The 25,042-nt window shown below is 72.3% G+C and carries 26 protein-coding genes; 5 read left to right on the plus strand and 21 right to left on the minus strand.

All coding sequences use genetic code 11. The annotated features are described in order from the left end of the window. Positions 1-254 precede the first annotated feature (254 nt). On the minus strand, positions 255-899 hold the full coding sequence (cmk, locus tag AC2D9U_RS11210) for a (d)CMP kinase (protein WP_484748879.1): 645 nt from the start codon (positions 897-899) through the stop codon (positions 255-257). Beyond that, entirely contained in the window at positions 896-2,242 is a 1,347-nt protein-coding gene (gene aroA / locus AC2D9U_RS11215; protein ID WP_484748881.1) for a 3-phosphoshikimate 1-carboxyvinyltransferase, read from the minus strand. The genes cmk and aroA overlap by 4 nt, the downstream gene beginning before the upstream one ends. 110 nt (positions 2,243-2,352) lie before the next feature. On the opposite strand from aroA, the gene AC2D9U_RS11220 reads away from it, so the two are divergent. Then, positions 2,353-2,676: a TIGR02300 family protein gene (locus AC2D9U_RS11220; protein ID WP_484748883.1), complete on the plus strand. Its 324-nt coding sequence runs from the start codon at positions 2,353-2,355 to the stop codon at positions 2,674-2,676. 182 nt (positions 2,677-2,858) lie between these two features. Beyond that, complete coding sequence (locus tag AC2D9U_RS11225) at positions 2,859-3,761, plus strand: PepSY domain-containing protein (RefSeq protein WP_484748885.1); 903 nt, start codon at positions 2,859-2,861, stop codon at positions 3,759-3,761. Positions 3,762-3,764: 3 nt separating this feature from the next. Here AC2D9U_RS11225 and AC2D9U_RS11230 read toward each other — a convergent pair whose 3' ends face one another. Together AC2D9U_RS11230 and AC2D9U_RS11235 are read right to left on the minus strand one after the other, a co-directional pair. Further along, the gene (locus AC2D9U_RS11230; RefSeq protein WP_484748888.1) at positions 3,765-4,628 is read right to left on the minus strand and encodes a TIGR01459 family HAD-type hydrolase; all 864 of its coding nucleotides are present in this window, start codon (positions 4,626-4,628) and stop codon (positions 3,765-3,767) included. Next, positions 4,625-5,689, minus strand: coding sequence for a quinone-dependent dihydroorotate dehydrogenase (locus AC2D9U_RS11235; RefSeq protein WP_484748891.1), 1,065 nt, complete (start codon positions 5,687-5,689; stop codon positions 4,625-4,627). Before AC2D9U_RS11235 ends, AC2D9U_RS11230 begins: the two co-directional genes overlap by 4 nt. A gap of 114 nt (positions 5,690-5,803) precedes the next feature. On the opposite strand from AC2D9U_RS11235, the gene AC2D9U_RS11240 reads away from it, so the two are divergent. After that, positions 5,804-6,640: a DMT family transporter gene (locus AC2D9U_RS11240; RefSeq protein WP_484748894.1), complete on the plus strand. Its 837-nt coding sequence runs from the start codon at positions 5,804-5,806 to the stop codon at positions 6,638-6,640. Between the two features lie 61 nt (positions 6,641-6,701). Here AC2D9U_RS11240 and AC2D9U_RS11245 read toward each other — a convergent pair whose 3' ends face one another. The 15 genes from AC2D9U_RS11245 to AC2D9U_RS11315 form a co-directional block, all read right to left on the minus strand. Next, the gene (locus tag AC2D9U_RS11245) at positions 6,702-7,058 is read right to left on the minus strand and encodes a DUF952 domain-containing protein (protein ID WP_484748896.1); all 357 of its coding nucleotides are present in this window, start codon (positions 7,056-7,058) and stop codon (positions 6,702-6,704) included. Between the two features lie 29 nt (positions 7,059-7,087). Next, positions 7,088-7,531, minus strand: coding sequence for a cell wall hydrolase (locus AC2D9U_RS11250; RefSeq protein ID WP_484748899.1), 444 nt, complete (start codon positions 7,529-7,531; stop codon positions 7,088-7,090). Continuing rightward, positions 7,528-7,896, minus strand: a complete 369-nt coding sequence (locus tag AC2D9U_RS11255) for a hypothetical protein (protein WP_484748902.1) — start codon at positions 7,894-7,896, stop codon at positions 7,528-7,530. Before AC2D9U_RS11255 ends, AC2D9U_RS11250 begins: the two co-directional genes overlap by 4 nt. Before the next feature lie 51 nt (positions 7,897-7,947). Further along, a complete protein-coding gene (gene terL / locus AC2D9U_RS11260; protein WP_484748904.1) occupies positions 7,948-9,384 on the minus strand; it encodes a phage terminase large subunit in 1,437 nt (478 codons plus the stop codon). Next, positions 9,381-9,719 carry a hypothetical protein gene (locus AC2D9U_RS11265; RefSeq protein WP_484748905.1) on the minus strand — a complete coding sequence of 113 codons (339 nt, stop codon included), beginning with the start codon at positions 9,717-9,719 and terminating at the stop codon, positions 9,381-9,383. Before AC2D9U_RS11265 ends, terL begins: the two co-directional genes overlap by 4 nt. After that, positions 9,716-11,998 (minus strand): phage tail fiber protein, encoded by a 2,283-nt coding sequence (locus AC2D9U_RS11270; protein ID WP_484748908.1) that lies wholly within the window; start codon positions 11,996-11,998, stop codon positions 9,716-9,718. The genes AC2D9U_RS11265 and AC2D9U_RS11270 overlap by 4 nt, the downstream gene beginning before the upstream one ends. Positions 11,999-12,046: 48 nt before the next feature. After that, complete coding sequence (locus AC2D9U_RS11275; RefSeq protein ID WP_484748909.1) at positions 12,047-12,487, minus strand: hypothetical protein; 441 nt, start codon at positions 12,485-12,487, stop codon at positions 12,047-12,049. Further along, entirely contained in the window at positions 12,487-14,367 is a 1,881-nt protein-coding gene (locus tag AC2D9U_RS11280; protein ID WP_484748912.1) for a phage tail protein, read from the minus strand. The genes AC2D9U_RS11275 and AC2D9U_RS11280 overlap by 1 nt, the downstream gene beginning before the upstream one ends. A gap of 6 nt (positions 14,368-14,373) precedes the next feature. Continuing rightward, on the minus strand, positions 14,374-14,943 hold the full coding sequence (locus AC2D9U_RS11285; protein ID WP_484748914.1) for a phage connector family protein: 570 nt from the start codon (positions 14,941-14,943) through the stop codon (positions 14,374-14,376). 175 nt (positions 14,944-15,118) lie between these two features. Then, positions 15,119-15,958, minus strand: coding sequence for a phage capsid protein (locus AC2D9U_RS11290; RefSeq protein ID WP_484748916.1), 840 nt, complete (start codon positions 15,956-15,958; stop codon positions 15,119-15,121). A gap of 212 nt (positions 15,959-16,170) precedes the next feature. Then, positions 16,171-16,899, minus strand: coding sequence for a capsid assembly protein (locus tag AC2D9U_RS11295; protein WP_484748918.1), 729 nt, complete (start codon positions 16,897-16,899; stop codon positions 16,171-16,173). Positions 16,900-16,908: 9 nt separating this feature from the next. Beyond that, positions 16,909-18,327 carry a portal protein gene (locus tag AC2D9U_RS11300; protein WP_484748920.1) on the minus strand — a complete coding sequence of 473 codons (1,419 nt, stop codon included), beginning with the start codon at positions 18,325-18,327 and terminating at the stop codon, positions 16,909-16,911. Between the two features lie 90 nt (positions 18,328-18,417). Beyond that, positions 18,418-18,654: a hypothetical protein gene (locus AC2D9U_RS11305; protein ID WP_484748922.1), complete on the minus strand. Its 237-nt coding sequence runs from the start codon at positions 18,652-18,654 to the stop codon at positions 18,418-18,420. A 149-nt stretch (positions 18,655-18,803) separates the two neighbouring features. Continuing rightward, positions 18,804-19,280: a hypothetical protein gene (locus AC2D9U_RS11310; RefSeq protein WP_484748925.1), complete on the minus strand. Its 477-nt coding sequence runs from the start codon at positions 19,278-19,280 to the stop codon at positions 18,804-18,806. Between the two features lie 2 nt (positions 19,281-19,282). Next, a complete protein-coding gene (locus AC2D9U_RS11315) occupies positions 19,283-19,726 on the minus strand; it encodes a hypothetical protein (protein WP_484748926.1) in 444 nt (147 codons plus the stop codon). Positions 19,727-19,921: 195 nt separating this feature from the next. Between AC2D9U_RS11315 and AC2D9U_RS11320 the strand changes: the two genes are divergently transcribed. Then, positions 19,922-20,569: a S24 family peptidase gene (locus tag AC2D9U_RS11320; RefSeq protein ID WP_484748928.1), complete on the plus strand. Its 648-nt coding sequence runs from the start codon at positions 19,922-19,924 to the stop codon at positions 20,567-20,569. Between the two features lies 1 nt (position 20,570). Here AC2D9U_RS11320 and AC2D9U_RS11325 read toward each other — a convergent pair whose 3' ends face one another. Both AC2D9U_RS11325 and AC2D9U_RS11330 read right to left on the minus strand, forming a co-directional pair. Beyond that, the gene (locus tag AC2D9U_RS11325; protein ID WP_484748930.1) at positions 20,571-22,523 is read right to left on the minus strand and encodes a lysylphosphatidylglycerol synthase domain-containing protein; all 1,953 of its coding nucleotides are present in this window, start codon (positions 22,521-22,523) and stop codon (positions 20,571-20,573) included. Continuing rightward, complete coding sequence (locus AC2D9U_RS11330) at positions 22,520-24,127, minus strand: lysine--tRNA ligase (RefSeq protein ID WP_484748933.1); 1,608 nt, start codon at positions 24,125-24,127, stop codon at positions 22,520-22,522. The genes AC2D9U_RS11325 and AC2D9U_RS11330 overlap by 4 nt, the downstream gene beginning before the upstream one ends. A 158-nt stretch (positions 24,128-24,285) precedes the next feature. Between AC2D9U_RS11330 and AC2D9U_RS11335 the strand changes: the two genes are divergently transcribed. After that, entirely contained in the window at positions 24,286-25,014 is a 729-nt protein-coding gene (locus AC2D9U_RS11335; protein ID WP_484748935.1) for a carbonic anhydrase, read from the plus strand. The last annotated feature ends 28 nt before the right edge of the window (positions 25,015-25,042 follow it).

The raw sequence follows: 25,042 nt of genomic DNA on the forward strand, positions 1-25,042 counted from the left end.
AGCTGCCCCTGGGGGGCACTGGGTATGCGCCTCCGCGGGCCGGCGCTGCCGGGGGCCTCGGACACGACGTGGCGAAGACCCCCTGGCGGAGTGAACTTCACCCTTCGGATGAAAGCGGAAGGCGGTCCGCCGGTCCCGGTCCCCTGCGGCGCGCGCGGGGCAGGAAACCGCCCCGAAACCGTGCCAATGAGGACACCGCCGGCCTTGCGGCGCGACGTTCCGGGGGGGGCGTTAACGCTGCCGGACCCGGCGAGTCAAGCGGAATCCCGTGGAATTCGCCCGGCGAGCAGCGCCAGCGCCGCCTGGAAGCTGGCTTCGGCATCAAGATCGGAGGTGTCGAGCGTCATCGCATCCGGGGCGGCCTGCATGGGCGCCACGGCGCGGCCGGCATCCTGCGCGTCGCGCGCGCGCATCTCGGCCATGACCTGGTCGAGCCCGATGGCCACGCCGCGGCCCTGCAGCTCCGCATGGCGGCGCGCCGCGCGGGCCTCGACGCTCGCGGTGACGAAGAGCTTGGCCGTGGCGTCGGGAAAGATCACCGTGCCGATGTCCCGCCCGTCCAGCACCGCGCCCTGGCGGCGGCCGAAATCGCGCTGCCAATCGACCAGCGCCGCGCGCACGCCGGGAATGGCCGCGACTGCCGAGGCCGCGCGATCCGCCGCCGGGCCGCGCAAATCGGTCCGGTCGAGATCCGCCGGGGCCAGGCTGCGGGCGGCGGATTCGGCGGCGGCCGGGTCGGTGGGCTCGCCGCCCGCCTCCAGCACGCGCCGGCCCACGGCACGGTAGAGCAGGCCGGTATCCAGATAGGGCAGGCCGAGATGCGCCGCGAGGCGCCGTGCCAGCGTGCCCTTGCCCGCCGCCGCCGGCCCGTCGATGGCGATGACGACCGCGCCGCTCATGCCGGCCCGATGGCCTCCCCGCCGGCCAGGCGGTTCATCAGCGCGGCGAAGCCGGGGAAGGAGGTCTCGATGAAGGCGGCGTCGTCCACCGTCACGGCCGCCTGCGCCGCCAGGCCCAGCACCAGCGCCGACATGGCGATGCGGTGGTCCATATGCGTCGCCACGAAGCCGCCGCCGGGTGGCGGGCCGCCCGCGCCATGCACGATCAGGTCGTCGCCCTCGATCTCGGCGCGCACGCCGTTCTCGGCCAGCAGCGCGGCGGTGGCGGCCAGGCGGTCGCTCTCCTTCACCCGCAGCTCCTTCAGCCCCTGCATGCGGGTGATGCCGCTCGCACAGGCCGCGGCCACGGCCAGGACCGGGTATTCGTCGATCATCGAGGGCGCGCGTGCGGCCGGCACGGCGATGCCGCGCAGGGACGCGGCGCGGATGACGAGGTCGGCCACCGGCTCGCCGCCCTCGATCCGGCGGTTGGTCTCGGTGATGTCGGCGCCCATCTCGCGCAGCGTCAGGAAGATGCCGGCGCGCAGCGGGTTGAGGCCCACCCCCGTGAGCGTGATGGAAGAGCCCGGCACAAGTGTGGCCGCCACGGCCGGGAAGGCGGCGGAAGAGGGGTCGCCCGGCACCACCACGGGGGCGGCGAAAAGCTCCGGCTGGCCGAGCAGCTCGATGACGCGGCCGGCACCTTCCTCGGCCACGTCCACCACGGCGCCGAAATGGCGCAGCATGTTCTCGGTGTGGTCGCGCGTGGCCTCGGCCTCGATCACCCGCGTGACGCCGCGCGCGCACAGGCCCGCCAGCAGCACGGCGGATTTCACCTGTGCCGAGGGCACCGGCACCTTGTAGTCCAGGCAGAGCGGGTCCGCCGCCCCTTCCACCGCCAGCGGCAGCCGCCCGCCGCCGCGCGTCGTGAAGCGGGCCCCGGTGGCCGAGAGCGGCTCGGTCACGCGCTTCATCGGGCGCTTGCGCAGGCTGGCATCGCCCGTCATCACCGCGAAGATCGGGTGCCCCGCCAGCAGGCCGCAGAGCAGCCGCGCCGCCGTGCCGGAATTGCCCATGTCGAGCACATCCGCGGGCTCCGTCAGCCCGCCGATGCCCTGGCCGGCCACGCGCCAGCGCCCGCCGCCGAGATTGGCGACCTCCGCCCCCAAGGCGCGCATGGCGGCGGCGGTGCGCAGCACGTCCTCGCCCTCCAGCAGGCCGGAGATCTCGGTGGTGCCGACGGCCAGGGCGCCGAACATCAGCGCGCGGTGGCTGATCGACTTGTCGCCCGGCACGCCGGCCGTGCCGGTCAGGGCTTGCGCGGCCGCGCGGGCGCGGACGGGCTGGGATTTGGCATCTTCCATGCGCGGGCGTTTGACATGCAGGGCGCGAAGTGGCAATCGCGCGCACCCCAAACGCCATGGCCCCGCGGCTCACCCGCGGGCCACGGCCCGATACGAGGCGCCCTATCGCCATGGTGAAGCCTGAGCTCGGCCTGAAACGCGTCTGCGTCTCCTGCGGCGCGAAGTTCTACGACATGACCCGCACGCCGGCGGTCTGCCCGAAATGCGGCACGGAGCAGCCGGCGGAGCAGCCCAAGCTGAAACGCTCGCCCATTCCCGCCGATGACCGGCTAAAGAAGCGCGCCGTGCCCGCCGAGGCCGATGCCGAGGACGGCGTGGAGGTCGAGGAGGCCGAGGGCGACGAGGCGATCGAGGACGCCGAGGAGCTCGACGACGCCGATGAGGCGATCGACGCCGAGATCGAGGTCGAGAGCGACCGCGAGGAAGAGGGCTGAGGCCCGCGGGCCTTCCCCGACGATCCCGCGCAAAATGTGACGCCGCGTTGCGGCCCGGCAGGGACCGGGCCGGAATGCGGCGTTTCTGCGACCCCGGGGCGCCAAGCCCCGTCACCCTTCGTCATCCGCAGCCGCGCGCGGCAGGTCTAGGTTTGTGCATCGCAGCACGCCGGACCCCGATGATGAACAAGCCTCTCCTGCTCCGTCTCCACCGCTGGATCGCGCTGGGATTCTCCCTGCCGCTGCTGGCGGTGATGCTGACCGGGCTGATCCTCTCCTTCGAGCCCGCGGCCAAGCAGCTCGCCGCGCCGGGCCTCGTCACCCTGCCGCGGCTCGAGGCCGTGCTGGATGCCGCCGGGCCGCTGCCGCCCAATGCCGGGCTGATGCTCCGCGCCTATGACGGCACGGCGGTGATCGGCGGGCGGGGCGCGCAGCGCGTCTTCGACATCGCCACCGCCACCCCCGCCACGCCGGGCGCCTGGCCGGGCATCTTCCTCACCGCGCGGCGGGCGCATGAGACGCTGCTGCTCGACCTCGGCTGGCTGGTGACGTTGAGCACCGCGGCGCTGGTGGCGCTGGCGCCGCTCGGGCTGCTGCTCGGCTGGCCGAAGCTGCGTAACACGGTGGGGGGCTGGCACCGCGTCACCGGCTGGGCGCTGCTGCCGTTGCTGGTCGGCAGCCCGCTGACCGGGCTGTTCCTCGCCTTGGGGCTGAGCCTGTCCGCGCCCGGCATCCCCGCCCCCGGCCCCGCGCCCGATTTGCGCACCACGCTGCGCCTGGTGGCGGAACGGCACGACATCGCCGGGCTCGACTGGGTGCGCCCGCTGGGCGGGGCGCCGATGGTGCGGGTGCTGGATGGCTCCGGCACGACCCAAATGTATCGCGTGGGGGCCGAGGGGCTTGTGGCGCAGCCGCGCCCCTGGGTGCGGCTGCTGCATGAGGGCACCTGGCTGGGCCTGCTGGGCTCGGCCGTGAATCTGCTGGTCTCGGTGGCTCTGCTCGGCCTGACCGGGACGGGCGTCTGGATCTGGCTGCGGCGGCAGCGGATGAAGCGCCGCGCGCGGCTGCGGGCGCTGGCGGCGTGACGCCTACCAGCGCAGCGCGCTGAGCGTCCCGATCGGGCGCACGCCCTCGGCCGCGGCCTCCGCCATAAGCCGGGCCGGGTCGGGGGCATCGCCATGGGCATGGGCGGCAAGGCCCGTCAGCGCCCAGAGCGAATCGATGCCGGCCGCCTGCGCGCCGGCAAGGTCGGTGTGCGGGCTGTCGCCGATCGCCAGCACCCGGGCGCGGTCGGTGATGCCCAGCAGTTCGAGCACGGGCGGATAGGCGGTCGGGTCCGGCTTGCCGATCTCGATGGCGCGCGGCCCGCCGAGCTCGACATAAAGGTCCGCCAGCGCGCCGGCGCAGATCACGCGCTCATCGCCCACCATCACGAAACGGTCGGGGTTGACGCAGACCATGGGCAGGCGGCGGGCGGCGCAGGCCTCCAGCGCCGGGCGATAGGGGCCGACATCACCATTGCCGCGCGCGGGCTCGGGCCCGGTGTTCAGCACGAACTCGGCCTCGGCCACGTCCGGCATCAGCGTCACGCCCGTGTCGGCGGCGACGGAGAGGTCGCGCTCGGGGCCAATATGCAGGGCGCGGGTGCCGAGCGCGGCGAAATCCGCGCGGTCACGGCGCTTGAGGTGCCGCCAGGCCAGCTCGCCCGAGGTCATGGTGCCGTCCCACAGCGCGCGGTCGAGACCCATGCCGGTCAGCAGCTTGTCCACCACCGAGGCCCGCCGCGGCGCGTTGGAGAGGAAGGCGATGCGCTTGCCGCGCGCCTTCAGTCGGCCCAGCGCATCCGCCACCTCGGGGTAGGGCTTATGGCCGTCATGCACCACGCCCCAGAGGTCGAGGATGAAGCCGTCATAGCGCTCGGCGAGCCCCGCGATCCCGTCCAGCATCATCATCGCAGATCGGCTCCCACCGCTTCCTGTACCGAGCCGAAGCCCTCGCGCCGCAACGCCGCCGCCAATTCGCGCTTCATCCGCGGGATCAGCGCCGGCCCGTCATAGGCGAAGGCGGCGTAGAGCTGCACGAGGCTGGCCCCCGCCTTGATCTTCGCCAGCGCCTGCTCGCCGCTGCCCACGCCGCCGCAGCCGATCAGCGTGAGGTCGCGCCCTTTGGCGAGGCGCGCCACGCGGCGCAGCAATTCCGTGGCGGGGCCGAAGAGCGGCGGGCCGGAAAGCCCCCCCGCCTGGCTGCGCGCGGCCGAGCGCAGCGCCGGGCGGGCGATGGTCGTGTTGGTGACGATCAGCCCGGCGACACCCTGCGCCAGCACCGTCTCCACCAGCGTCTCGACCGCGGCGGGGGCGAGGTCCGGGGCGATCTTCACCAGCACGGGCGGGCGGGGGCCGGTGAGCGAATCGCGCGTCGCCGCGACGGCGGCGAGGATCTCGGCCAATTGCCGCTCGCCCTGCAAATCGCGCAGCCCGGGCGTATTGGGGGAGGAGACGTTGATGGCGACGTAATCCGCGAAGGGGGCGACGGCGGCATACATCGCCGGATAGTCGCCGAGCGGGGCCGCGCCTTCCTTGTTGATCGCGATATTGGCGCCGAGTACCGCCGGATGGGGGCGCGCCAGCCGGCCGAGCCGCGCGCAGAAGGCGGGCAGGCCGGCATTGTTCATGCCCATGCGGTTGATCACCGCGCGGTCCTCGGTCAGGCGGAACAGGCGCGGCTTGGGGTTGCCGAATTGCGGGCGCGGCGTGACCGAGCCCGCCTCCACCAGCCCGAAGCCCAGGCGCATCAGCGCCGGCAGGGCGACCGCGGATTTGTCGAAGCCGGCGGCGAGGCCGATCGGGTTGCGGAAATCGAGGCCGAGCGCGCGAATCGCCAGGATCGGGTCATCCGCCGAACGATCAGCCCCGGCCAGGCCGAAGCGCAGCGCGCGCAGCGCGAGGTCATGCGCGCGTTCGGGGTCCATGCCGCGCATCAGCGGCATCAGCACGGAGGCAAGGCGGGGGGTCATGGTCGCGCGCTTGTGCCCCGAACCGGGGGCGCTGGGAAGCCATTGACCGGGTGAGGGGGCCTCGCCACAAGGCGCGACCATTCTGGGGAGGGTGCTCTGTTAGGCCCGGCGCTGATGCTGGCGGGGATCGGCCTGTTCGGCCTGCTGGACGCGAACAGCAAGCTGCTGTCGGAGACGCATGGCGTCTGGCAGGTGCTGCTGGTGCGCTTCCTCGCCATCCTGGCGGGCGTGGCCCTGCTGCGCGCGCTGCGGCCGGGCTGGGGCGGGGCGCTCAGCACGCGCTATCCGCGCCTGCATGCGGCGCGCGCGGCGGTGATGCTGGGCAGCGCGATGTTCTTCTTCCTCGCCTTCAGCCACCTGCCGCTGGCGCAGGGCTATCTGGTGTTCTTCACCTCGCCCTTCATCGTGCTCGCACTGGCGGCGCTGCTGCTGCGCGAACCGCCACCGGCCATCGCCTGGGCCTGGTGCGCGGTGGGCTTCGCGGGCGTGGCGCTGGGGCTGGCACCCGGGCTCGCTTCCGGCGCGGCGGGGGCGCCGCTGCTGGGGTATCTCTACGCGCTGCTCGGCACCTTCTGCTACTCGGCCGTCTTCGTCCTGAACCGGCAATTGCGCGGCGAGCCGGGCATGGCGCGCGTGTTGGTCTGGCCGGCGGTGCTGGGGGCGGTGGTCTGCCTGCCGCTGGGCCTGAGCCAATGGGTGACGCCCTCGGCGGTGACGCTGGCGCAGATGCTGCTCAACGCCTTCATGGTGGCGCTGGCGACCATCGCGCTGGCCGAGGCGTTTCGCCATGCGAGTGCCGCGCGCCTCGCCCCCTTCGGCTATTCGGGGCTGGTCTGGAGCCTGACCTTCGACCTCGCCATCTGGGGCGTGGTGCCGGCGCTGGCGACGCTGGCGGGGGCGGCGGTGGTGGTGTTTGCCTGCGTGATGAGCGAGCGTGCCACAGACAAATAGGCCGGCCGATTCACGGCGCCCGGTGCTTGGCTGCGCCTGCGCCCTTCCGCCGATCGGACGGCTACGGCACCTCGTCGGGAAAGACGTGAAGCCCGTCTTCGCCCAGCGTCAGCCGCGTGGCTGACAGGACCGCACTCAACGGCAACGCGGCGTAGAGATGCGGGAACAACCCGGGCCGCGAGGAGCCCGCGGCCGGCTCCCATTTCAGTGCTTCGCCCAGCCGCGCCGCATCGACCTCTACCATCACCAGGTCCGCCACGCCGCGCCGATGCTTCGCCGCCGTGGCGCGCAGCTGCGCCGCGGTGGAGAAATGCAGGAAGCCGTCGCGCTGGTCATGCGCGCTGCCTTTGTAGGCGCCGGCCAGTTCCGCCGCGCGCCACTCCGCGCCCAGCACCAGGGTGTAGATCCGGCTTTCCATGCTGCGCCTCCTGCACTCGGGGCGCCTTATCACCCTTGCAGGCGATAGAAGACCAGCCCGCCCAGCGCGGCACAGGGCACGAGGCCGAGCGCCCAGCGCGGCAGGCGCTCCGCGGCGTGGTAATGCGTCGCCCCCTTCGTCGGGTCCGGCAGCGCCCCGGCCAGGGCGCGCGCGGCGATGCGGCGCGCGGCCTCGAAGCCCGGATCCGCCAGCGTCGCCGCCAGGTTCAGCAGCGCGTGGCGCGGGCTGCGCGGGTGCCAGCAGGCGAACTGGAAGGGCGCGCGGCATACGCCCACCACGCCGCGCCCCAGATGCTGCGGGCCGCCCGCCTGCAGGGCGAGGCGCACGCGCGTCATCACCACCGCGGCCACCGCCTCCATGCCGCGCACCGGGCGCTCACCGGCCTCGCCCCAGAGCGTGAGGGCGAGGATATCCTGCACGCCGAGCGGCGTGTGCTGAAGGGCCGCACTCATGCCTCTTCTCCCTGGCCGCGCGTGGCGAAGCCCATCTTGCGGTTCGGCAGCGCCTGGCCGGAGACGGCCGCCGCGGTGGTCGCCGCGCGGCTCACCTCGTCGAGCTTCTCCTCGATGCGCATCAGGTGCAGCGAGAGCCGCGAATCGAGGTCGCGGATCAGCGACAGCGGCACATAGGTGCGCGCCACTTCCAGCTTGAACTCGGCCAGCTCGTCGCGCGCCGGCGCGGCCATGGGCGGCGGTGCCTCGCGCTCGGGGCGCTGGGCGAGGTCGCGCCGCAGCACATGCATCATCCACAGGATCAGCAGCGCGAGCGGCGCATCCGCCGCGGCCGCCAGCAGCTGGGGCGGGATTTCGGGCAGCATCGCATCTACTCCTTGCGAGGAAGGGAAAAATCTCGGTCTCGGAACGGGGAATCAGCCGCCGCGCCAGGGCAGCGTGCCGGGCCGCGCGGCGATCACGGAGGGCAGGCGCACCGGCTCGGCCAGCAGGCAGCCGGCCACGGCGTCCAGCGCATCGTCGCGCACGCCCGACGCGCCGGGGCGCCACTCCGCCATCTCGCGTGGGAAGGGCGTGCGCCAGATGCTCTCATGCGCGGAGAGGCGCCGCGCGGCGAGCACGGGATCGAGGGCGGCGAGGATGCGTTCGGTCTTGGAACGATGGCTCGCGACTTCCTGCACCGTGCAAGCGGCGCCGATCTTCGCGACTTCGCGCCGCAGCAGCGCGGGCAGGAAGCGGCCCAGCCCATTGGTCTCGACGCGCACGACCGGCAGCAGAAGATCCTGCGCGAGCTGCGCCACGGCGCGGCATTGCTGCGTCGCCGGGTCCTCGGCCGCATTCGGATCGTGCAGCAGATAGGCCAGGCGATGCAGGTAGTGCCGGCCTTGCGCATCGGCATAGGTGCAGGCCAGCACGGAGGCATCGCCGCTGCCCGGCCGCCCATAGGCCGGGTCCCACCAGGCCCCGCCCGAGACGATGCGCTGGCCGAGCAGCGTCAGCACGCCGCGGCCATTCGCCTCGCGGTAGTCGGGCTCGGCGGCGTAGCGCGCGATGGCGGAAGGGTCGAGCCGCGCGGCCTCCTCCGCCACCGGCTGCAGCAGCATCTGCCGCTTGAAGGCGAGCGGCCCGACACGGTCGCGCAGCGCCGTGACCAGATGCGCCGGGAAGCGCTCCGGCCAGGCGGAATTGCCGGCCGCGTCGAGCAGCGGCAGCACCAGGCGGTGATAGCCGGCGAGGAAACCCTCCGGTCCCTCCGCATAGAGGCTCTCATTCGTGTGCGGCGTGCCGACGAAGAGCATGGTGCCGCCGGGGACGAGCACGAATTCGGCCTCGGTCAGGTGCTCGCGCAGCGCCTCGCGCTTGCTGGGCGTGTCGCAATTGCCCGCGACCTCGACATCGTCGCAGATGATGAGGTCGGCGCGCGCGCCGGTGATGTTGCCGCTGATCCCGGCCGCGAGCATGGAGGCGTCGCGCAGCACCGCCTGCCGCGCCACGGTGAAGCGATCCGCCGCCCAGGATCCTTCGTTATGGTCCGGCAACAGCGAACCGCAGAGCGGATGCCGGCCCAGGATGCGCCGCACCGTCGCCACCATGCGCGTGGCCAGGGCGAGGTCGGCGGCCAGCACCAGGATGCGCGTCTGCGGCGCGCGGTACAGCGTCCAGGCGCAGAACAGCCCGACCAGCGTGGATTTGCCGCAGCCGCGGAAGGCCATCAGCAGCAGCCGATGATCCTCCGCCGCCACGCGCGCAGCCAGCCAGCGCAGCATCCGCCGGTGCACCGTGGGCGTGGCGAGCCCGGCGAGGTTGTTCCAGATCCAGGCGAATTCCAGCAGGTCGGCGGGGCGTTCGCTCAAGCCTCTTCGCCGGACGGCGATTCATCGGCCTCCCGCTTCATGCCGGCGCGCGCCTGCACCAGCGCCGCGTCGGCGGTCGCGCCGGCGCTCGGCTCCTCGCTCTTGCGGCCCGCGAGTTCGGACAGTTCGACGAGATGCGCGAGCACCGCATGCGCGGCCGCGTAATGCGCCACCACCTGCTTCGGATCCGGCGCGGGTTCGCCCTTCGGGCTGTTGGCGATCAGCGCCGCGTAGTCCTCCGCCACCAGCGGCAGCGCGTGTTCGATCGTATGCTCGGGGATGGCGCCGGGATCGCCGGAGGGCGATTTGCGGCGCGGGCGTTTGGGCGTGCTCATGCCTTCAGCACCCGCACGCGCACCGTGCCGGGGTTGAGATCCACGGGCGCCCCGCTGCGGTTCCACGCCGTCACCGTCACCGTATCCTGCGCGCCGATCTGGGCCATGAAGACGACTCCCGAGGTGGAGAGGGAAAAGGCGGCCTGCACGAAATCGCCCGGCCGCGCGCCGGCCACCGGCACATTGGTCTGCGCGCTGGCGCCGGCGGCGATCGAGGCCGGGTCCCAGGCCTGTTCGGCGAGCAATTCGCGCACGCCATGCCGGAGATCCGGCAGGCCATAGAGCAGCGCCGGCGCGTGGCGCGGGTCGCAGGACAGGCGCATGGCGCGCAGCTCGTAATCCTGCTGCACACGCGCCACGCCGATGATCGCGGTGGCGACCGAGGGGGCGAGCCGCAGGCTCTGCAGCCGCGTCAGCCCCTCATCGGTCATGTCGGCCGCGCCCTGCCACCAGCGCGCATCGGCGTTCCAGGCCATGGACTGGCCCGAGGCCAGCACCAGCGCGCCGCCCGCATTGGTCAGCAGGTTGCCGGCGGCATCGAAGGTCATCACCATCAGCCGCGGCGCATCCGCATCGACCGCGAGCGCGAAATCGCGGCAGCCGCGCGCATCCACCACGAAGCCCAGCGCGCGCCCACCGGTCAGCATCACGCCGCGATTGGTGAGCGTGAAGGAATCGAGCGCGGGAAAGGCGAAATCCGCGATGGTCGAAGGGTTGCCGCCGACATTGGAGGACAGGCAGGCGAGCTTCTCGAAGCCCGTCTCGGTCGCGTTCCAGCGGATGGCGGCGGCGCGCAGCGAGGGCACGGCAGCGACCTCGCGCGTCGCTTCGCGATGCGCCAGCGCCTGGTGCCAGGCGCGCACCACGCCGCCGAGCCGCGTCGCCGTGGTGGCGTGCTCGATCTCCACCGCATAGCCCTGGCTGGCCCAGGCCACCTCGTAGAGATGGTCCTGCGCGCCGGCCGTGTGCCGCGCAACGAAGCCCGAGCAGCCTTCCATGCGGATGGCGCGCGCCACCACGGCGCGCGAATTCACCTCGCAGAGGAAGGGGATGCCCGTGATCGGGCGGTCCTTCGCGTTGAGTTCGAAATTCGTGCCGTCGAAGACGTGGCGGTTATGCGCGACATAGGCGCCCGGCGCGGCGGAGAAGCGGATGCCGAAACGGTCCTTGTCGGTATGCACGGTCGAGCCCACCGCGACATGCCCGCCATAGTAGCGGATCGAGGTGTTCCACGCCCCCGCCGTCGCGCAATGCACGTCGAGCCCGATCTTGTTGTTGACGATGCGGTTGAGGATCAGCGTCGTGTCCTCGAAGCCCCGCTCATCGCCGAGCGTGCGGATGCCGAGCGTGAAGCCCGTGACCTCGCGGATCTCGATCACCGAGGCATCGTGGTTGCGCAGCAGCAGGCCGATATCGCCCTCGCTGCTCCAGTCGGACTGCGTGGCGCGCAGCACGGTCAGCCCCTCATGGGACTTGTTCGCGTTGCGCGCCGTGCCGCCATCGCCGATGGTCAGCGCCACCTGGCCGGCCGGGCCGGCATAGAGAATGGCGCCGCGCATGGTCAGGCCCGGCGAGGCGCCAGGCATGCTCAGCGGCTGCAGCGTGCGATAGCTGCCCTCGCCGATCAGCAGCCGCTTGCCCGAAGCGCCGGCCGCGTTCATCGCGGCCTGCAGCGCGGGGCCGTCATCATTCACGCCATCGCCGGTCGCGCCGAAATCGCGCGCCGAGAGATGCTCCGCCAGCTTGTCCTCCACCGTGCGCGGCACGGCGCCCGGGAAGGGCGCGGTCAGCAGGCCGGAATCGCGCGGGAAGACCACCGCATTGCCGGTCGAATCGAAGCCGAGCAGGCGGTTGGCGCGCGTGGGGCGCAGCGGCAGCACGAACTGCCCGCCGACCTCGGCCGGGTCCTGGCGCAGCGTGCCGTCCAGCACTTCCTGCTGTTCCTGCAGCACGGCGACCAGGCGGTCGAGCTCGTCATTGAGCGTGCGCGCGCGCAGCACCCCATTGTCCTGGAAATCCGTGCTGCGCTCGATGCGGATGCGCCGGCGCAGCGTCACGGTGCTGCCGATGGCGGGCGGCGTGGCGAGGGTGGCGGTGCCGCCCTCGCTGCTGCCCGCGCCGGAGACGCTGACGCCGCCATGCAGCACCAACCCATCGACGCGCACTTCCAGCTCATCCTCCTGGAAGATCGGGAAGGGGTAGGTGAAGGCGAGTCGGGCGCCGTCGCCCACGTACTGGACGCGCGGCGCGACGTCGCCGATGCGGATGTGCTCGGCCATCGTGGGCTCCACAGGAATGAGGGAAGGAAGGGGGCGGGACGCGGGGCGTCAGTCCAGCAGGTTGCGCAACGAATTGCCGAAGCTCGCCCCGGCGCGCAGCCAGGTGGTGAGCGAGCCATCCGGGTTGAGCAGGCTGCGCCGCCCGGCGGCGAGGCGCGCATTCGACAGCGCCTCGCTATCCGCCGCCGCGGCGGCGGAATCGCGCTGCAGCCCGGCGGTGAGGGCAGCGGCCGAGCCTTCATCCGGCGCGACGCCGCCGGCGGCGAGCCGCGCGCGGGCCGAGGCGATGGTGCCGGCGAGGCGCGCTTCCCGCGCACGCTCGGCGGCGGCACGTTCGACCGCGGCCTGCTCGGTGCGCGCGCGATCCTGCGCCTCCGCCTGCTGCGCCTGGGCGCGGGATTGCGCGGATTGCGCCTGCGCCTGGCGCGCCGTGGCGTAGAGCGACGCGCCCGCGCCGATGGCGGTCGCGATGGGGGCGAGCTGGGCCATCAGTCGGTCATCCTCGTATCGGTCGTGACGGAAAGCAGCGTGAGGGGCAGCGGCGTGTCGCCCTCCACGCGCCAGAGGGGGGCCAAGGCATCGCGCGACCAGCCCAGGCCGCGCAGCGCGACATCGCCGGTGAAGGGCAGCGGCGCGGCATCCAGCACCGCCGTGTCGAAGCGGCGGAAGGAGACCGGCTGCACGCCGCGGCCCAGATCCACCGCCAGCGCCGGCGTCGCCAGGATCCGGAAGGTGGCGCGCACAAGGCGCAGCGGCGCGCTGGCCGCGCCGGAGGCCGTGTTCAGCGCCGGCGGCAGCGGTTCGATGACATGCCGGAAGGGCAGGCCGATCTGCACGCTGCGCGCCGGCGGATCGAGCGTGACACGCCCGCCCTGCACCACCGCGGCGGCGCGCGGTGCGCCATCGGCCAGCACGCCGACGCTCTGGCCCTCGAGATGGGCGAGGCCGCTCCATTCGTCCTGTGGTGCGATGGCGCTGCCGGTCATGGCAGCGTCGAGGCCGATGCCGGCATCGAAACGTTCGAGCCGCAGCGTGCCGAGCCGCTCCACCGCGGCATAGACGCGCCCCTCGCTCTCCGCCACGGCGCGGAAGGCGCCCGCGGTCTCGAAGCGCGTCCAGGCCATGACCTGCTCGGCGCGATAGAGCGTGAGCGTGACCAGGCTGCCATCCGCCATCGCCGTGTGCAGCAGCCGGCTGGCCTGGTCATAGGCCATGGAGACAGCGCCGCGCACGAGGTGGCGGGCCACCAGCGCGAGATCGTTCGCCTGGTAGGTGTCGGCCACGTCGGTATAGGCGAATTCGTAGAGACCCTGCCCGCTGCGCGCGACGAAGACCGTGGCGCCATCGACATCGACGGGCGGCACCATCCGGTCCACCGGGCTGCCCACCCGCGTCTGGCGGTTGAGCTGGATGGAGGCGGGGGTCAGCGGATCGCCCGTCACCATCCATTCCGCGCCGCTGGTGAAGACCTGCAGATGACGGCCGGAGAAGACGGCGCGGATCGCATTCACCTGGTCGGACATCAGCGCGAAGTCGATGCCTTCATCATCCAAACCCGTGCCGGGATCGAAATTGCCGAGATCGCCGGTGCGCGACAGCCAGAGCCGGTTCGGCAGGTCGCGCGAGCCGCCGAGCACGAGGCGCGCCTGGTGGAAGCAGCCGCTGACGGGCCAGCCATGGACGCTGCTGAAGGCGCTCTCGCGGATGTCGGTGGTCGGCGCGGTATCGGTGAGTGCCTCTTCCACCATCGCATTCGCCTGCGTGGCGGAGAGCACGGCGGTGATCCGCACGCGCCGCCCCGCCAGCGCGAAGCGCGCGCCGACATGGCCCGGCTGGAACAGGCCCGCTGAGGCGGTGAGCGTGATCGCCCCGCTGGTGGCCGAGGGCGTCAGGCTGGTGCCGGAGGTGTAGGGGTGCAGCGGCTCCCGCGAGAAGGGGAAGGGTGAGAGCGACCAGGCGGTGTGGCTGCTGCGCGTCAGGCGCTGCGGCGGCATGTCCGGGTGGAACAGCAGCAGCGTATCCGCGCTCTGCGTATGCGCGATCTGCGGCAGCATGGCCTCGCTCCAGGGCGCGCCCAGCACCGCGACCTCGGCATCGTTGAGGAACACCGCGAGCCGCCCGGCATTCAGCACGATCAGGTAGGTCTGTTCCGTGTTGAACTCGAAGGCGATCAGGCGCGCCGGGCCCGGCAGGGTGGCGAGGTGCAGCAGCCCCGCGCGGCGGGCCACGCCGCCGGTCGGTTGGATCACCACGTTGCGCAGACGGCGCGCGCCATTCTCGAAGGCGCGCAGATCGCCGCGCCCGAGCAGCTCGGGTGCGAGTTCGCCGGCGGCGAAGGAGGATTTGGTGCGACGGGTCGCGACGGGCATGGCGCGTCAGCCCCGCACCGAGACAAGGGGGAAGTCCTCGATGCCGCGCGGCGTGTCCTGCTGGCTGTCGATCTGGCGCGCGCTTCGCAGCTCGCTCTCCGCCAGGCGGAACAGCATCTCGGCGCGCGAGGCGCTTTCGGTCAGCGGCAGGCAGAATTCGGCAGCGAGGCGCGCGGCCAGCGCCTGCGCGAAGAAGGGCGGGAAGGCGCTTTCGTCGGGGCGGAAGATGTAGGTCAGCACCACGGCTTCGGCATCCGCGTGGAGGCGATCTTCCTGGATGCGATAGGGCACGCCGCGGCCGCGATCGCCCGTGCCGGCGGAGAGCGCGCGCAGGAAGCCCGGCGGCAGCTGGAAGGCATAGGCCATGTCTGCCTGCGGGCGCGCGACCAGGCGCGGCAGCGCGGCCTGGCCGGTGGCGAAGGACCAGGGATGGGCGGAGAGCAGTGCGTCGCGGATCGGCGCATAGAGGTTGGCTGCCACCTCCGCCTCCGCCGTGCCTTCGTCGAGCGAGGCCACGGGCTGGGCGCCGATGCGCAGCAGGGCGCGCGAGCAGAGCGCGAGGGCGGTGAGGGCCATCTTGTCCGTCCGTATCTGGGGAGAATGGAAATGAAGAACCCTCTCCCCCGCATGGGGGAGAGGGCAGGGTGAGGGGGCTTCGAGGCGGGGGACGCAGCTAGCCCCCTCACCCAACCCTCTCCCCCAAGCAGGGGGAGAGGGCTTTCACACCTCACTCGGCCGCGCGCATCCGCGACTATTCCGCCGCGCGCATCCGCACGACACCGAGGTCATCGACCAGCACCGCGCCCTGGCTCATCATGTTGGCGACGAAATGCGCCGCACGGTCGCCATGCCAGGTGATGTCGCTTTCCACCTCGGCCGCGGCGGCGTGGCCGATCGCGGTCTTGTGGTAGAAGTAGCAGTAGCGCAGCGCGCCCGACTTGGTCAGGCCGGAATGCGGCATCCAGGTCGCGCCCAGCCAGCGCTTCGCCTGCGTCCCCTTCCAGGGCAGCGCGTCGTCGCCGATGAAGTCGGCCGAGCTGAACTCGTCGATCGCCAGGAGGTCGCTCCACTGCTTCCAGCCGACGACGGCGAAACGGTTGCCGTCATCGGGCACGTCGGCCGCGCCCATCATCTCGAAGGCGAGCAGCACCTTCTCCTTCGTCAGGCGGTCAGAGTCCGTGGTGCCGGCGGCGGTGCCGATCGCCTCGCGCGTCGCGGTGTCGAGGGCCGCGATGATCAGCTCATCGGTCTTGCGCCCCAGCGCGAAGGCGCCGGCATTGGCGATGACGCTGCGCTCATCGAGGTTGGTCTTGAGCTCATCGAGCCGGTCGATCCAGTCGCCGGCGTAGTAGTCCTGCAGCACGCATTCCACCTGCGCGTGCTCGAGGTTCATCACCGGCACGGCGCCGTGGCGCGTCTTGGCCTGGGCCGTGCCCTTGCCGACCTTCGGGAAGAAGGTGGAGGAGCCGGCGATGCCGGTCTTGGAGCGCACGGTGGGGCGCAGCTTGCTGCCCTGGCGCTGATAGGCCTCATGCACTTCGGCCTGGAACTGGGCGGTGAAGACGGCGTCGATCTGGGTGCTGGTGGGCATGGCGCCCTCCTGTGTGCGTGGGGTTCAAGGGAGGCGATGCGCGCGCCCGGTTCTCCCTCACGGGCCGGTGCGCGCCTCAGGGTCCCGCGGCCGGCGGGCCGGTTGTTCGCGGGCGAAGTCGTGGGGCGGGTGGGAGCCGGGGACGCTCAACCACCCGCCCGGCCAGCCGGGCGTCTCAGGCCGCCATCACGCGGCGACGCACGGCCGGCAGCTCAGGAACCGACCAGCCTGCGAAAGCCCTCGGTCACGCGGTTGACGAAGGCCGGGTCGCGTGAGCGCCAGTAGCGCGGGTCGCGCATCATCCGGCGCAGCTCGGCCTCATCGGGGCCGCGCTCCACCTCCGCCTCGCGCGACAAGGGCGGCTCCTTCGCCTCCATCATGCGCGACATGGCGACCACGCCTTCGGCCGTGCTGGACAGCGCGGTGAAGACGGCGTCGGGGAGGTTGGCGCGGCCCCAGGTCGAGATCTGCCCGGCGATGCGACGGAAGCGTTCCTCGCCGCCGAAATGCGCGCGCAGCTTCTCCAGCTGCTTGCCGGCCTCGAACTCGGCGGCGGCCTCGGCGATCAGCGGCAGCAGCCGCTCGGCGGCCAGGTCGTAGACCAGCTGCGCCTGGCGCGGCGTGAAGCCGGCCTCGTGCAGGCGCTTGTTCACCTCCGGATCGGGGGTCAGGATCTCGCTCGGCGGCGTCAGCGCATAGCCTTCGGGGCTGTCGGGGATGCCCAGCATCTGGCGCCAGCGGCTGCGGTCCTCCTCCGGCGCGTCGTCGCCCGGCGGGGTCACGCGCTGGGAGAGGCGGCGCTCCAGCTCGATGTAGGATTTCAGCAGCGCGTCCACGCGCAGCTCGCCCGCCACCTCGTCCCAGAATTTCTGCGGGATTTCGGCCGGGCGGGCCGTGCGGGCTTGCGGCTCGGCCGCGGCAGTCAACAGATCCTCGGGCATGAGCGGGGCTCACTCCTCAATCGGGGTTGCGGGGAGGGTTTCGGGCGCACGGAGAATCTCGCCCGGCACGCCGAGGGTGCGGGCGAGCAGCCGCACGGCGGCGGGGCCGTCGAGCACCGCCTTCGCCTCCGCCCCCAGGCCACCCACGGCCTGGAGGAAGAGCAGCGTCTCGGCCGCATCGGCGCGGGCCTGCACGCGGGCGAGCGGCGAGGCGTAGGTCAGGCGCGCCGCCTCCGCCCCGCAGCCGATCTCGCCCCGCCGGCGCAGGATGGCGAGGCAGCGCGCCACCAGCGGGCTCAGCAGCTCGGCCTGCAGGCGGCCATAGGTGGCCCCCAGCAGCCGCGCCGCCTGCGCGCCGCGTTCCAGCACCTCGGTCGCCGTCATGCCCGGCTTCTCGGAGGCCGCGATGCGGTCGGCGAGCAGGGCGGCGCGGATGCGCGCGCGCAGATCGTCCAGCACCAGCTGCGAGACGTCGAAATCCCCCGCCGCCGCCAGCGGCGTGAGGCCGGAGGAACCGGGCGCCTTGGGGATGATCGCCCCGGGGACGAGGCGGATCGTGGCGGGGTTCAGCACCCCGTCATCCTCGGCCATCCACATGCCGGTGGCGGCGATGGAGGCGTTCTTCAGAATCAGCTCGACCACCTTGTTGGCGGTGCGGATGTCCGGCAGCGCCTTCTGCACCGGGCCGCGGCCATAGGTCTCGCCGGGCACCTTCAGCCAGCGGAAGGCGACGAAGGGATTCTCCGCGAACAGCCCCTCGGCGAGCAGTTCGGGGATGCCCTCTTCCCTCTCCACGACCACGGCGTAGCGGTGCCCGTGCCGCGGGTCGGGCCAGGCGGCCTCGACCAGGCGCAGCTTGCGCGCTGCCTCGGTCTCCTCGCGCGGCACCACGATGTTCGCACCGGGCCAGCGGGCGAGCAGCTCGGCGGGGGTGAGGCGCAGCACGCGGAACACCGTGTCGAGCCGGCCGGAGGCGCCTTCCTCGAGCACCGCGTCGCGCAGCGGCACGGCGTGGAAGCGCAGCGCCGAGGCCTCGCCCGGGGGCGCTTCCTCCACCATCAGCACGCCGGTGCCGGCGACGACGAGGTCGAGGAAGGCCTGGTGGATCTCGAGCGCGAAGTTCGAGCGGTCGAGATGCCCCTGCAGCGTGTCGGCGGCGATCTCCAGATCGGCCGCCATCTCCGCCGCCAGCGCATCGGGCAGGTGCCGAGCGGGGGCCAGGCCGAACCAGCGCGACCAGGGCGGGGTGAGTTCGGCGAGCAGGGAGGAGGCCAGCTGCTCGGCCGCATCCGCCGCCGTGGCGTCGAACAGCGGCGCGGTGCCGACCGGCGGCAGGGCGTGGTCGTAGCAATCCTGCCAGGTGCTCTCGAGCGGGCGCCGGCGGGCGGCCGCGCGGGCGTGGCGGCTCAGCACGTCCTCGGGGGTCATGCGGGTGTCCTTGTGCGGCGTGGAGCGGACGAAGGGGCGGGCGCTGGTTGCAGCCGGACCGCGCAGAGCGCGCGCCCGGCGCCTGCGGGCCTATTCACCCAGCAGGGTCTTGCGGGCGGCGAAGGCGGGGGCGGGGTCGAGCACGCCGCGCGGGGAGGTGACGATGGTGCCGGCCAGCGATCGGCGGGCACGTTCGGTGGCGCGGGCCTGGGCCTCGCGCGTTGCCGTCTCGGCGGCGGTGGCGGTGGCCTCGGCGGCCGGGGCCGGGTCGGGGGCGGCGGCGGCCGGCGCGGGTTGGGGCTTCGGCGCCTTGAGCAGGCCACCCATGCGCGTCTCCTTCGGCTGGAAAGGGCTCCCGCTGACCGGCCCGGCAAAAGGAAAGGCCCGTCCGGGGATGCCGGACGGGCCTTCAAGGCGGGAGGAGGTCAGGGAGGGAGAAGACCGCGGGGCGCAACTCACCCCGTGGCAGGGGTGTCTTAGCGCGGGTTGCCGACCCGCGTCAAGATTTTATTCCTAATTCCCGGAGATTCTTTTGTAACAGCCTCGCCCCCCAGGGCGCGGAACAGGCCGAAGGGGGTGACGGCGAAGGGCGCCTCCGGCCCGATCAGCGCGCGGCAGAGCGTGACGCAGCTGAACGGGGCGAAGGCGGGCAGGCTGGCGCCGCGGGGCTCGCCGGCGGCGAAGGGGCCGAGCACGCGCAGCCCCGCCCGGCGGTAGAAGAGCGGCAGGTCGAAGCCGGGCGCGACGGGCAGGCGCGCCACCATCAGCCGGCCGGAGAGGGGCTCCAGCACCGTCCAGCCCGCTTCGTCCTGCAGGGCCGCGAAGCAGTGCCGGAAGCCCGGGCGGAGCAGCCGAAGCCAGGGCTGGTCGGCCACGCCGCCGAAGGCGATCCAGAGCTTCTGGCCGGCTTCCGGCGCGGCCAAGTGCCGATGCGTCACGCGCCCGCGGGTCACGGTCAGGCCCGGCCCATGGAGAGCGTTCCGGCGGCGTGGCTGGCTTCGGCAAGGGCTTCCAGGCCGCGCGGCGGCCCGGCGACGATGCCCTTGGCGCGCAGCGGATAGTCCAGCCGCTCCATCGCCTCCTCCCACAGCCGGTGGTCGCCGCCCTCGCCGGGCAGGCGCGGATTGGGGGTGCAGTTGCGCTCGCCCCAGATGCGCAGGATGCGGGCGTGGCTGAGTTCGATCCGGCGCTGGCGGTAGAGCCGGTCGAGGCATTTGATCACGTCGTCGGGCTCGCAGGGGCGGATGGTCTCGCCCTTGCCGGCCGAGAGGCGGGCCCCCTCACGCCGGGCGATCAGGGCGGCCATGGTCCAGAACCAGGCTTCCTCGGCCGAGGCGAAGGGCTGGGCGCGGTCGAGGCTGACGAGGAGGGGGGTGCGGTTGGCGGTGAGAGGCGGCATGGGGCGGGGGGTCCTTCTGCGCTGTTGACCTGCTCGGATGCGAACAAATCAGGAACAACGCCGATTTACCAATTTCGCGTCTAGGTTGCAAGGCAATAGTTCCTATTGCATCGCGACTCGAAACCTAGGATGTCCTGCGGATAGGAATTCACCGCGAATCGACCCCAACCCCAGCCATTCGGGAGGCCGGCTTCCATGCGACATGAGGATGTCTGGCGCGCCATCGATGCGCTCGCCGCCGAGAACGGGCTCTCGGCCTCGGGCCTCGCCCGCCGGGCCAAGCTCGACGCCACCGCCTTCAACCCCTCCAAGCGCAAGGGCGTGGATGGGCGCCCGCGCTGGCCCTCCACCGAGAGCATCGCCAAGGTGCTGGAGGCCACGGGCGCGGGTCTCGATACCTTCTCCGCCCTGGTCACTGGCGCCCCCGCCATGCCGCGCGGTGGGCGCACGGCGGCCGCCCGGCGCATTCCGCTGATCGGCCTGGCCCAGGCGGGCAGCGATGGCTTCTTCGACGATGGCGGCTATCCGGTGGGCGGCGGCTGGGACGAGATCTCGGTGCCCGACGTACCCGACCCCAACGCCTATGCGCTCGAGATCAGCGGCGAGAGCATGGAACCCGTCTTCCGCGACGGCGATGTGGTGATCGTCTCGCCCGGGGCGCCGGTGCGGCGCGGCGACCGCGTGGTGGTGCGCACCCGCGCGGGCGAGGTGATGGCCAAGCAGCTGCTGCGCCAATCGGCCCGGCGGGTGGAGCTGGCCTCGCTCAACCCGGCGCATCCGAACTACGCCTTCGACCTGTCGGAACTCGCCTGGATCCACCGCATCGTCTGGGCGAGCCAGTAGGTCAGCGTCGCCCGGCTGAACTCGCCTCGCCCTGCGGCAGCAGCGGCAGCAGGATCTCCAGGTCGCGCTCGGCGCGGCAGACCAGGTAGCGCGGCGCGGAGCCATCGCGCGGGGCCTCCATCGCGAAGGCGGTCAGCCCGATATCGCCATAGACGCGCAGCAGCCCCGTACCGACCCGCATGAAGGCCGCATCCACGCCGGCGCGGTCGCACATGTCGCGGAAGCGCCAGATGGCGGAGACGCGGTCCGCCTCCTCCCCCGCCGGGTCGCCCAGGCCGAGCCAGACGCCGTCGCGCTTCACGAAGGCGAAGCCGGCCCGCCCGGCCTCGCCGAACACCGCGCCATCGGCGATCTCGGGCGCGGTGGCGCCGAGCCGCTTCACCCGCGCGCGCGATTGCGCCGTCCAGGGTTCGGGGCGGAGGCGCACGGGGCGCAGCAGCCGCACCACGCCGATCAGCAGCAGCACGGCGGCGAGGCCGACCGCGAAGCGCATGTTGCCCGGCACCTGTTCGGAGAAGACGACCTCGACCCAGCTCTCCTCCGCCACCCGCCCGCCGAGGGAGACACTCGCCAGCAGCAGCGCGCAGGTCGCCACCACGGCGAGTGGAATGGCGCTTTCCGCCGCCAGCGGTTCGCGCACCAGCCGCGCGCGGCGGTAGAAGGCGCTGCGCAGCCCCGCCAGCATGGCGGCCACCAGCAGATAGGCCGACCAGAGCCACCAGGCATCGGCGCGCATCCAGCAGATCAGCGCGCCCAGCAGCAGCAGCGCCACCCCCGCGCCCCAGGCCAGGCGGAGCCGGCGCAACAGCCCATAGCCCATCACCAGCAGCAGCGAGCCGATCAGCGAGGCCGCAAATTGCGAGGCGAGCGCGGCCTCCGCCCCCGCCCAATCGGCCACCGCCGCGGGCTTGAAGGGCAGCGCGCCGAGGAAGAGCAGCAGCGTGCCCCCCAGCCCCACCAGCCCGGCGATGGCCGGCACCTCCAGCGAATCCGCCACGCGCTGCTCGGCGGCGAAGCGGACCAGCACATGTTTGCGCTGCGCGATCTCGAAGCCCGCGAACAGGATGCCCGCGAGGAACAGCGGGATGATGTAGTAGTAAAGCCGGAAGACCAGCAGCGCGCCGACCACCTGCGCGGGGCTCAGCCAGGGTTGCAGGCCGATCAGGATGGCGCCGTCGAAGACGCCGATGCCGCCCGGCAGGCTCGCCGCGATGCCCGCCACATAGGCGGCGATGTAGATGCCCAGGAACTTCACGAAGGTCAGGCCTTCGGCCGCGGGCAGCAGCGAATAGAAGATCATCGCCGTGATCGCGACATCGACGCTCGCCAGCACCGTCTGCGCGAGCGCCATGCGGAAGCCCGGCAGGTCGATGCGGTGGCGGAACACCGTGATGTGCGACTTGATGCGCGACAGCGTGATGTAGGCGATGACCAGGCCCCACATGACCAGGCCAAGGCCCTGCATCACCCAATGCGGCACATGCTCGCCCAGGCCGGGCACGACCTCGGGCTCGATCAGCAGCACCATGCCACCCAGCGCGAAGCCGCCCAGGCCGAAGGTCAGGCTGGTGAAGGCAACGACCTTCGCGATCGCGACCGGCGCCAGGCCCCAGGCGGCATAGAAGCGGTAGCGCACCGCCGCCCCCGAGACCGCCGCGAAGCCGAGATTATGCGCCAGCGTATAGGCGCAGAAGGAGGCGAGCGAGGTTCGCCCGTAGCTCACCGGATGCCCGGCATAGACGCTGCCCAGCCGGTCGTAGATGGTCAGCACCGCATAGGCGAGCACCGTCCAGCCGGCGGCGATCCAGAGTGTCTGGTTCGGGATCGCATCGAGGGCGGCGCGCACATCCGCCACCGAGAGGTTGCGGAATTCCTTCTGCACCACCCACACGGCGGCGCCGAGCAGCAGCAGCCCGAACGCCGTCATGCCATAGCGGCGCAGCAGGGCGATCATGCGGCGGCGGCGTCCCGGGCGAGGGAGGTCTCGATCAGCGCGATGGTCGCCTCGATGCCGTACAGCGCCACGAAGCCGCCGAAGCGCGGCCCCTCGGGCTGGCCGAGCAGCACCTGGTAGAGCGCGTCGAACCAGGCCTTGGCCACGCCCGGCCGGCCATCCTTGCCGGGCACCAGGAACGGCTCGCGCCGCCCGGCATCATAGACCAGGTCCTGGATCGCGCGGGCCTGCTCCTCGACCGGCAGGGCCTCGAGATTGCCGATCTGCTCGCGCAGCGCGGCGGCCAGCGCCTCGAAGGCGGCGCGTTCGGGGGGCGTGGCGGCGCGGTGCTGCTTCGTGGGCGCGACGCGGTCGCGGTAGTAGATGACCGCATATTCCACCAGCCGCGCCAGCAGCGGATGCGTCTGCCCATTCGCCCCCGGCGCATAGCGGCGCAGGAACCCCCAGAGCATGTCGGGATGCGTGGCGTTGATGACGCTGGCGAGGTTGAGCAGCATGACGAAGGAGACCGGCGAACCCGGGTCGTTCGTCGCCCCGCCATGGATGTGCCAGGCGGGGTTCTCGGGCGAGGGCGCGGCGCGCAGCTTCTCCAGGTTCTGCAGGTATTCATCGACGGCGCGCGGGATGACATCGAAGAACAGCCGCTTCGCGCGCCCGGGCTGGTTGTACATGAACTGGCTGAGGCTCTGCTCCGGCGCGTAATGCAGCCATTCCTCCACCGTCAGCCCGTTGCCCTTGGACTTGCTGATCTTCCCGCCTTCCTCATCGAGGAAATGCTCATAGGTGAAGCCGACCGGCGGCGCGGCACCCAGCACGCGGCAGATGGCGGAGGACAGGCGCACGCTGTCGATCAGATCCTTGCCCGACATCTCGTAATCCACGCCGAGCGCATACCAGCGCAGCGCCCAATCCGCCTTCCACTGCGCCTTGCAATGCCCGCCGGTGATGCGCGTGCCGAAGCGCTCGCCGCTCTCGGGATCGCGCCAGACCAGCAGGTCCTCGGCGGCGCGGACCTCTTCCATCGGCACCTGCATGACCACGCCGGTCTTCGGGTGGATCGGCAGGAAGGGCGAGTAGGTGGCGCGGCGATCGGGGCCCAGCGTGGGCAGGATCACCTTCAGCACGGCGTCGTGCCGCTCGGCCATCGCCAGCAGCGCGGCATCGAAACGGCCCGAGCGGTAATAGTCGGAGGAGGAGGCGAATTCGTAGTCGAATCCGAAACGGTCCAGGAAGGCGCGCAGCCTTGCGTTGTTGTGGTGACCGAAGCTTTCATGCGTGCCGAAGGGGTCGGGGATGGCCGTCACCGGCCGGCCGATATGCTGGGCCAGCATCTCCTTGTTCGGCACGTTGTCCGGGACCTTGCGCAGCCCGTCCATGTCGTCGCTGAAGGCGAGCAGGCGCGAGGAGAGGCCCGTGAGCTGGCCGAAGGCGTGGCGCACCCAGCTGGTGCGCGCGACCTCCCCGAAGGTGCCGATATGCGGCAGGCCGGAGGGGCCGTAGCCGGTCTCGAACAGCGCCACCTGCTTGCCGCTCTCCCGCACGCGCTCGGCCACTTTGCGCGCCTCCTCGAAGGGCCAGGCCTTCACGGTGGAGAGGTCGTGCATCGGGGAGGACATGAGGGGCGGGAACTCCGTTGTGGCGGGCGTGCCCCCTTATAGGTGCGCGCCGCGGCGCAGGCGACCCCGGCCGCGCATGGCGTCGAATTCACCTTTCGTGCAAGGATTTCGTGGCCAAGTGGCACCCTGTGGAGGAGCAATTGCCCATGTCCGCCTGCCTGTGTGGTGCCCCGACGCCCCGCTTCGGCCTTTCCCGCCGCGGCCTGATCGCCGGGCTCGGCGCGCTGTGTTGCGCCCCGCTTGGTCCAGCCCGTGCCTCCGGCGGCACCGCGCCGACGGCGCTGACCGCCGATGAGGTGCTGCGCCGCCTGGCCGAGGGCAATCGGCGTTTCCTCGCCGGCGATGCGCCGCCTTCCGCCTCGCTCGGCGAAGCCAGGCGCACGCAGGTCGCGGCGGGCCAGGCGCCCATCGTCTCCATCCTGACCTGCGCCGACAGCCGTGTGGCGCCCGAACTGGTGTTCAGCGCGGGGCTGGGCGAGTTGTTCGTGGTGCGCAACGCCGGCAACACGGCCGATACGGCCGCCATCGGCAGCCTGGAATACGGCGTGGCCGCGCTCGGCACGCCGCTGGTCATGGTGCTGGGCCATGAGCGCTGTGGCGCGGTGGAGGCCGCGCTCGGCCTCGCCAAGGGGGGGGCGGACCTGCCCGGACGGATTGGCGAGATGGTGCAGCCCATCCTGCCCGCCGCCATCGCCGCCCTGGCCGCGCCCGAGGAGCAGCGCATGGACCTCGCGGTGCGCGGCAATGCCCGCCGGGTGGCCGCGCATCTCGGCAGCGCCAGCACCGTGCTCGCGGATCATCTCCGCCAGGGCAGGCTGCGCATCGTCGCCGCGCAGTACGATCTCGACAGTGGCGAGGTCGTGCTGCTGGGCTGAAGGCGCAGCGCGGCCATGCGGGCGCGGC

This window comes from Roseomonas sp. TF40 (genome assembly GCF_057219975.1).

Excerpts from the sequence above, each read along its gene's own strand:
- AC2D9U_RS11330 (WP_484748933.1), bottom strand. The coding sequence starts at position 24,127 with ATGCACGACCTCTCCACCGTGAAGGCCTGGCCCTTCGAGGAGGCGCGC.
- AC2D9U_RS11265 (WP_484748905.1), bottom strand. The coding sequence starts at position 9,719 with ATGAGCACGCCCAAACGCCCGCGCCGCAAATCGCCCTCCGGCGATCCC.
- AC2D9U_RS11305 (WP_484748922.1), bottom strand. The coding sequence starts at position 18,654 with ATGGGTGGCCTGCTCAAGGCGCCGAAGCCCCAACCCGCGCCGGCCGCC.
- AC2D9U_RS11335 (WP_484748935.1), top strand. The coding sequence starts at position 24,286 with ATGTCCGCCTGCCTGTGTGGTGCCCCGACGCCCCGCTTCGGCCTTTCC.
- AC2D9U_RS11300 (WP_484748920.1), bottom strand. The coding sequence starts at position 18,327 with ATGACCCCCGAGGACGTGCTGAGCCGCCACGCCCGCGCGGCCGCCCGC.
- AC2D9U_RS11295 (WP_484748918.1), bottom strand. The coding sequence starts at position 16,899 with ATGCCCGAGGATCTGTTGACTGCCGCGGCCGAGCCGCAAGCCCGCACG.
- AC2D9U_RS11290 (WP_484748916.1), bottom strand. The coding sequence starts at position 15,958 with ATGCCCACCAGCACCCAGATCGACGCCGTCTTCACCGCCCAGTTCCAG.
- AC2D9U_RS11255 (WP_484748902.1), bottom strand. The coding sequence starts at position 7,896 with ATGCTGCCCGAAATCCCGCCCCAGCTGCTGGCGGCCGCGGCGGATGCG.
- AC2D9U_RS11285 (WP_484748914.1), bottom strand. The coding sequence starts at position 14,943 with ATGGCCCTCACCGCCCTCGCGCTCTGCTCGCGCGCCCTGCTGCGCATC.
- AC2D9U_RS11220 (WP_484748883.1), top strand. The coding sequence starts at position 2,353 with ATGGTGAAGCCTGAGCTCGGCCTGAAACGCGTCTGCGTCTCCTGCGGC.
- cmk (WP_484748879.1), bottom strand. The coding sequence starts at position 899 with ATGAGCGGCGCGGTCGTCATCGCCATCGACGGGCCGGCGGCGGCGGGC.
- AC2D9U_RS11325 (WP_484748930.1), bottom strand. The coding sequence starts at position 22,523 with ATGATCGCCCTGCTGCGCCGCTATGGCATGACGGCGTTCGGGCTGCTG.
- AC2D9U_RS11240 (WP_484748894.1), top strand. The coding sequence starts at position 5,804 with ATGCTGGCGGGGATCGGCCTGTTCGGCCTGCTGGACGCGAACAGCAAG.
- aroA (WP_484748881.1), bottom strand. The coding sequence starts at position 2,242 with ATGGAAGATGCCAAATCCCAGCCCGTCCGCGCCCGCGCGGCCGCGCAA.
- AC2D9U_RS11320 (WP_484748928.1), top strand. The coding sequence starts at position 19,922 with ATGCGACATGAGGATGTCTGGCGCGCCATCGATGCGCTCGCCGCCGAG.
- AC2D9U_RS11230 (WP_484748888.1), bottom strand. The coding sequence starts at position 4,628 with ATGATGATGCTGGACGGGATCGCGGGGCTCGCCGAGCGCTATGACGGC.
- AC2D9U_RS11245 (WP_484748896.1), bottom strand. The coding sequence starts at position 7,058 with ATGGAAAGCCGGATCTACACCCTGGTGCTGGGCGCGGAGTGGCGCGCG.
- AC2D9U_RS11225 (WP_484748885.1), top strand. The coding sequence starts at position 2,859 with ATGAACAAGCCTCTCCTGCTCCGTCTCCACCGCTGGATCGCGCTGGGA.
- AC2D9U_RS11315 (WP_484748926.1), bottom strand. The coding sequence starts at position 19,726 with ATGCCGCCTCTCACCGCCAACCGCACCCCCCTCCTCGTCAGCCTCGAC.
- AC2D9U_RS11235 (WP_484748891.1), bottom strand. The coding sequence starts at position 5,689 with ATGACCCCCCGCCTTGCCTCCGTGCTGATGCCGCTGATGCGCGGCATG.
- AC2D9U_RS11280 (WP_484748912.1), bottom strand. The coding sequence starts at position 14,367 with ATGCCCGTCGCGACCCGTCGCACCAAATCCTCCTTCGCCGCCGGCGAA.
- AC2D9U_RS11270 (WP_484748908.1), bottom strand. The coding sequence starts at position 11,998 with ATGGCCGAGCACATCCGCATCGGCGACGTCGCGCCGCGCGTCCAGTAC.
- AC2D9U_RS11275 (WP_484748909.1), bottom strand. The coding sequence starts at position 12,487 with ATGGCCCAGCTCGCCCCCATCGCGACCGCCATCGGCGCGGGCGCGTCG.
- AC2D9U_RS11250 (WP_484748899.1), bottom strand. The coding sequence starts at position 7,531 with ATGAGTGCGGCCCTTCAGCACACGCCGCTCGGCGTGCAGGATATCCTC.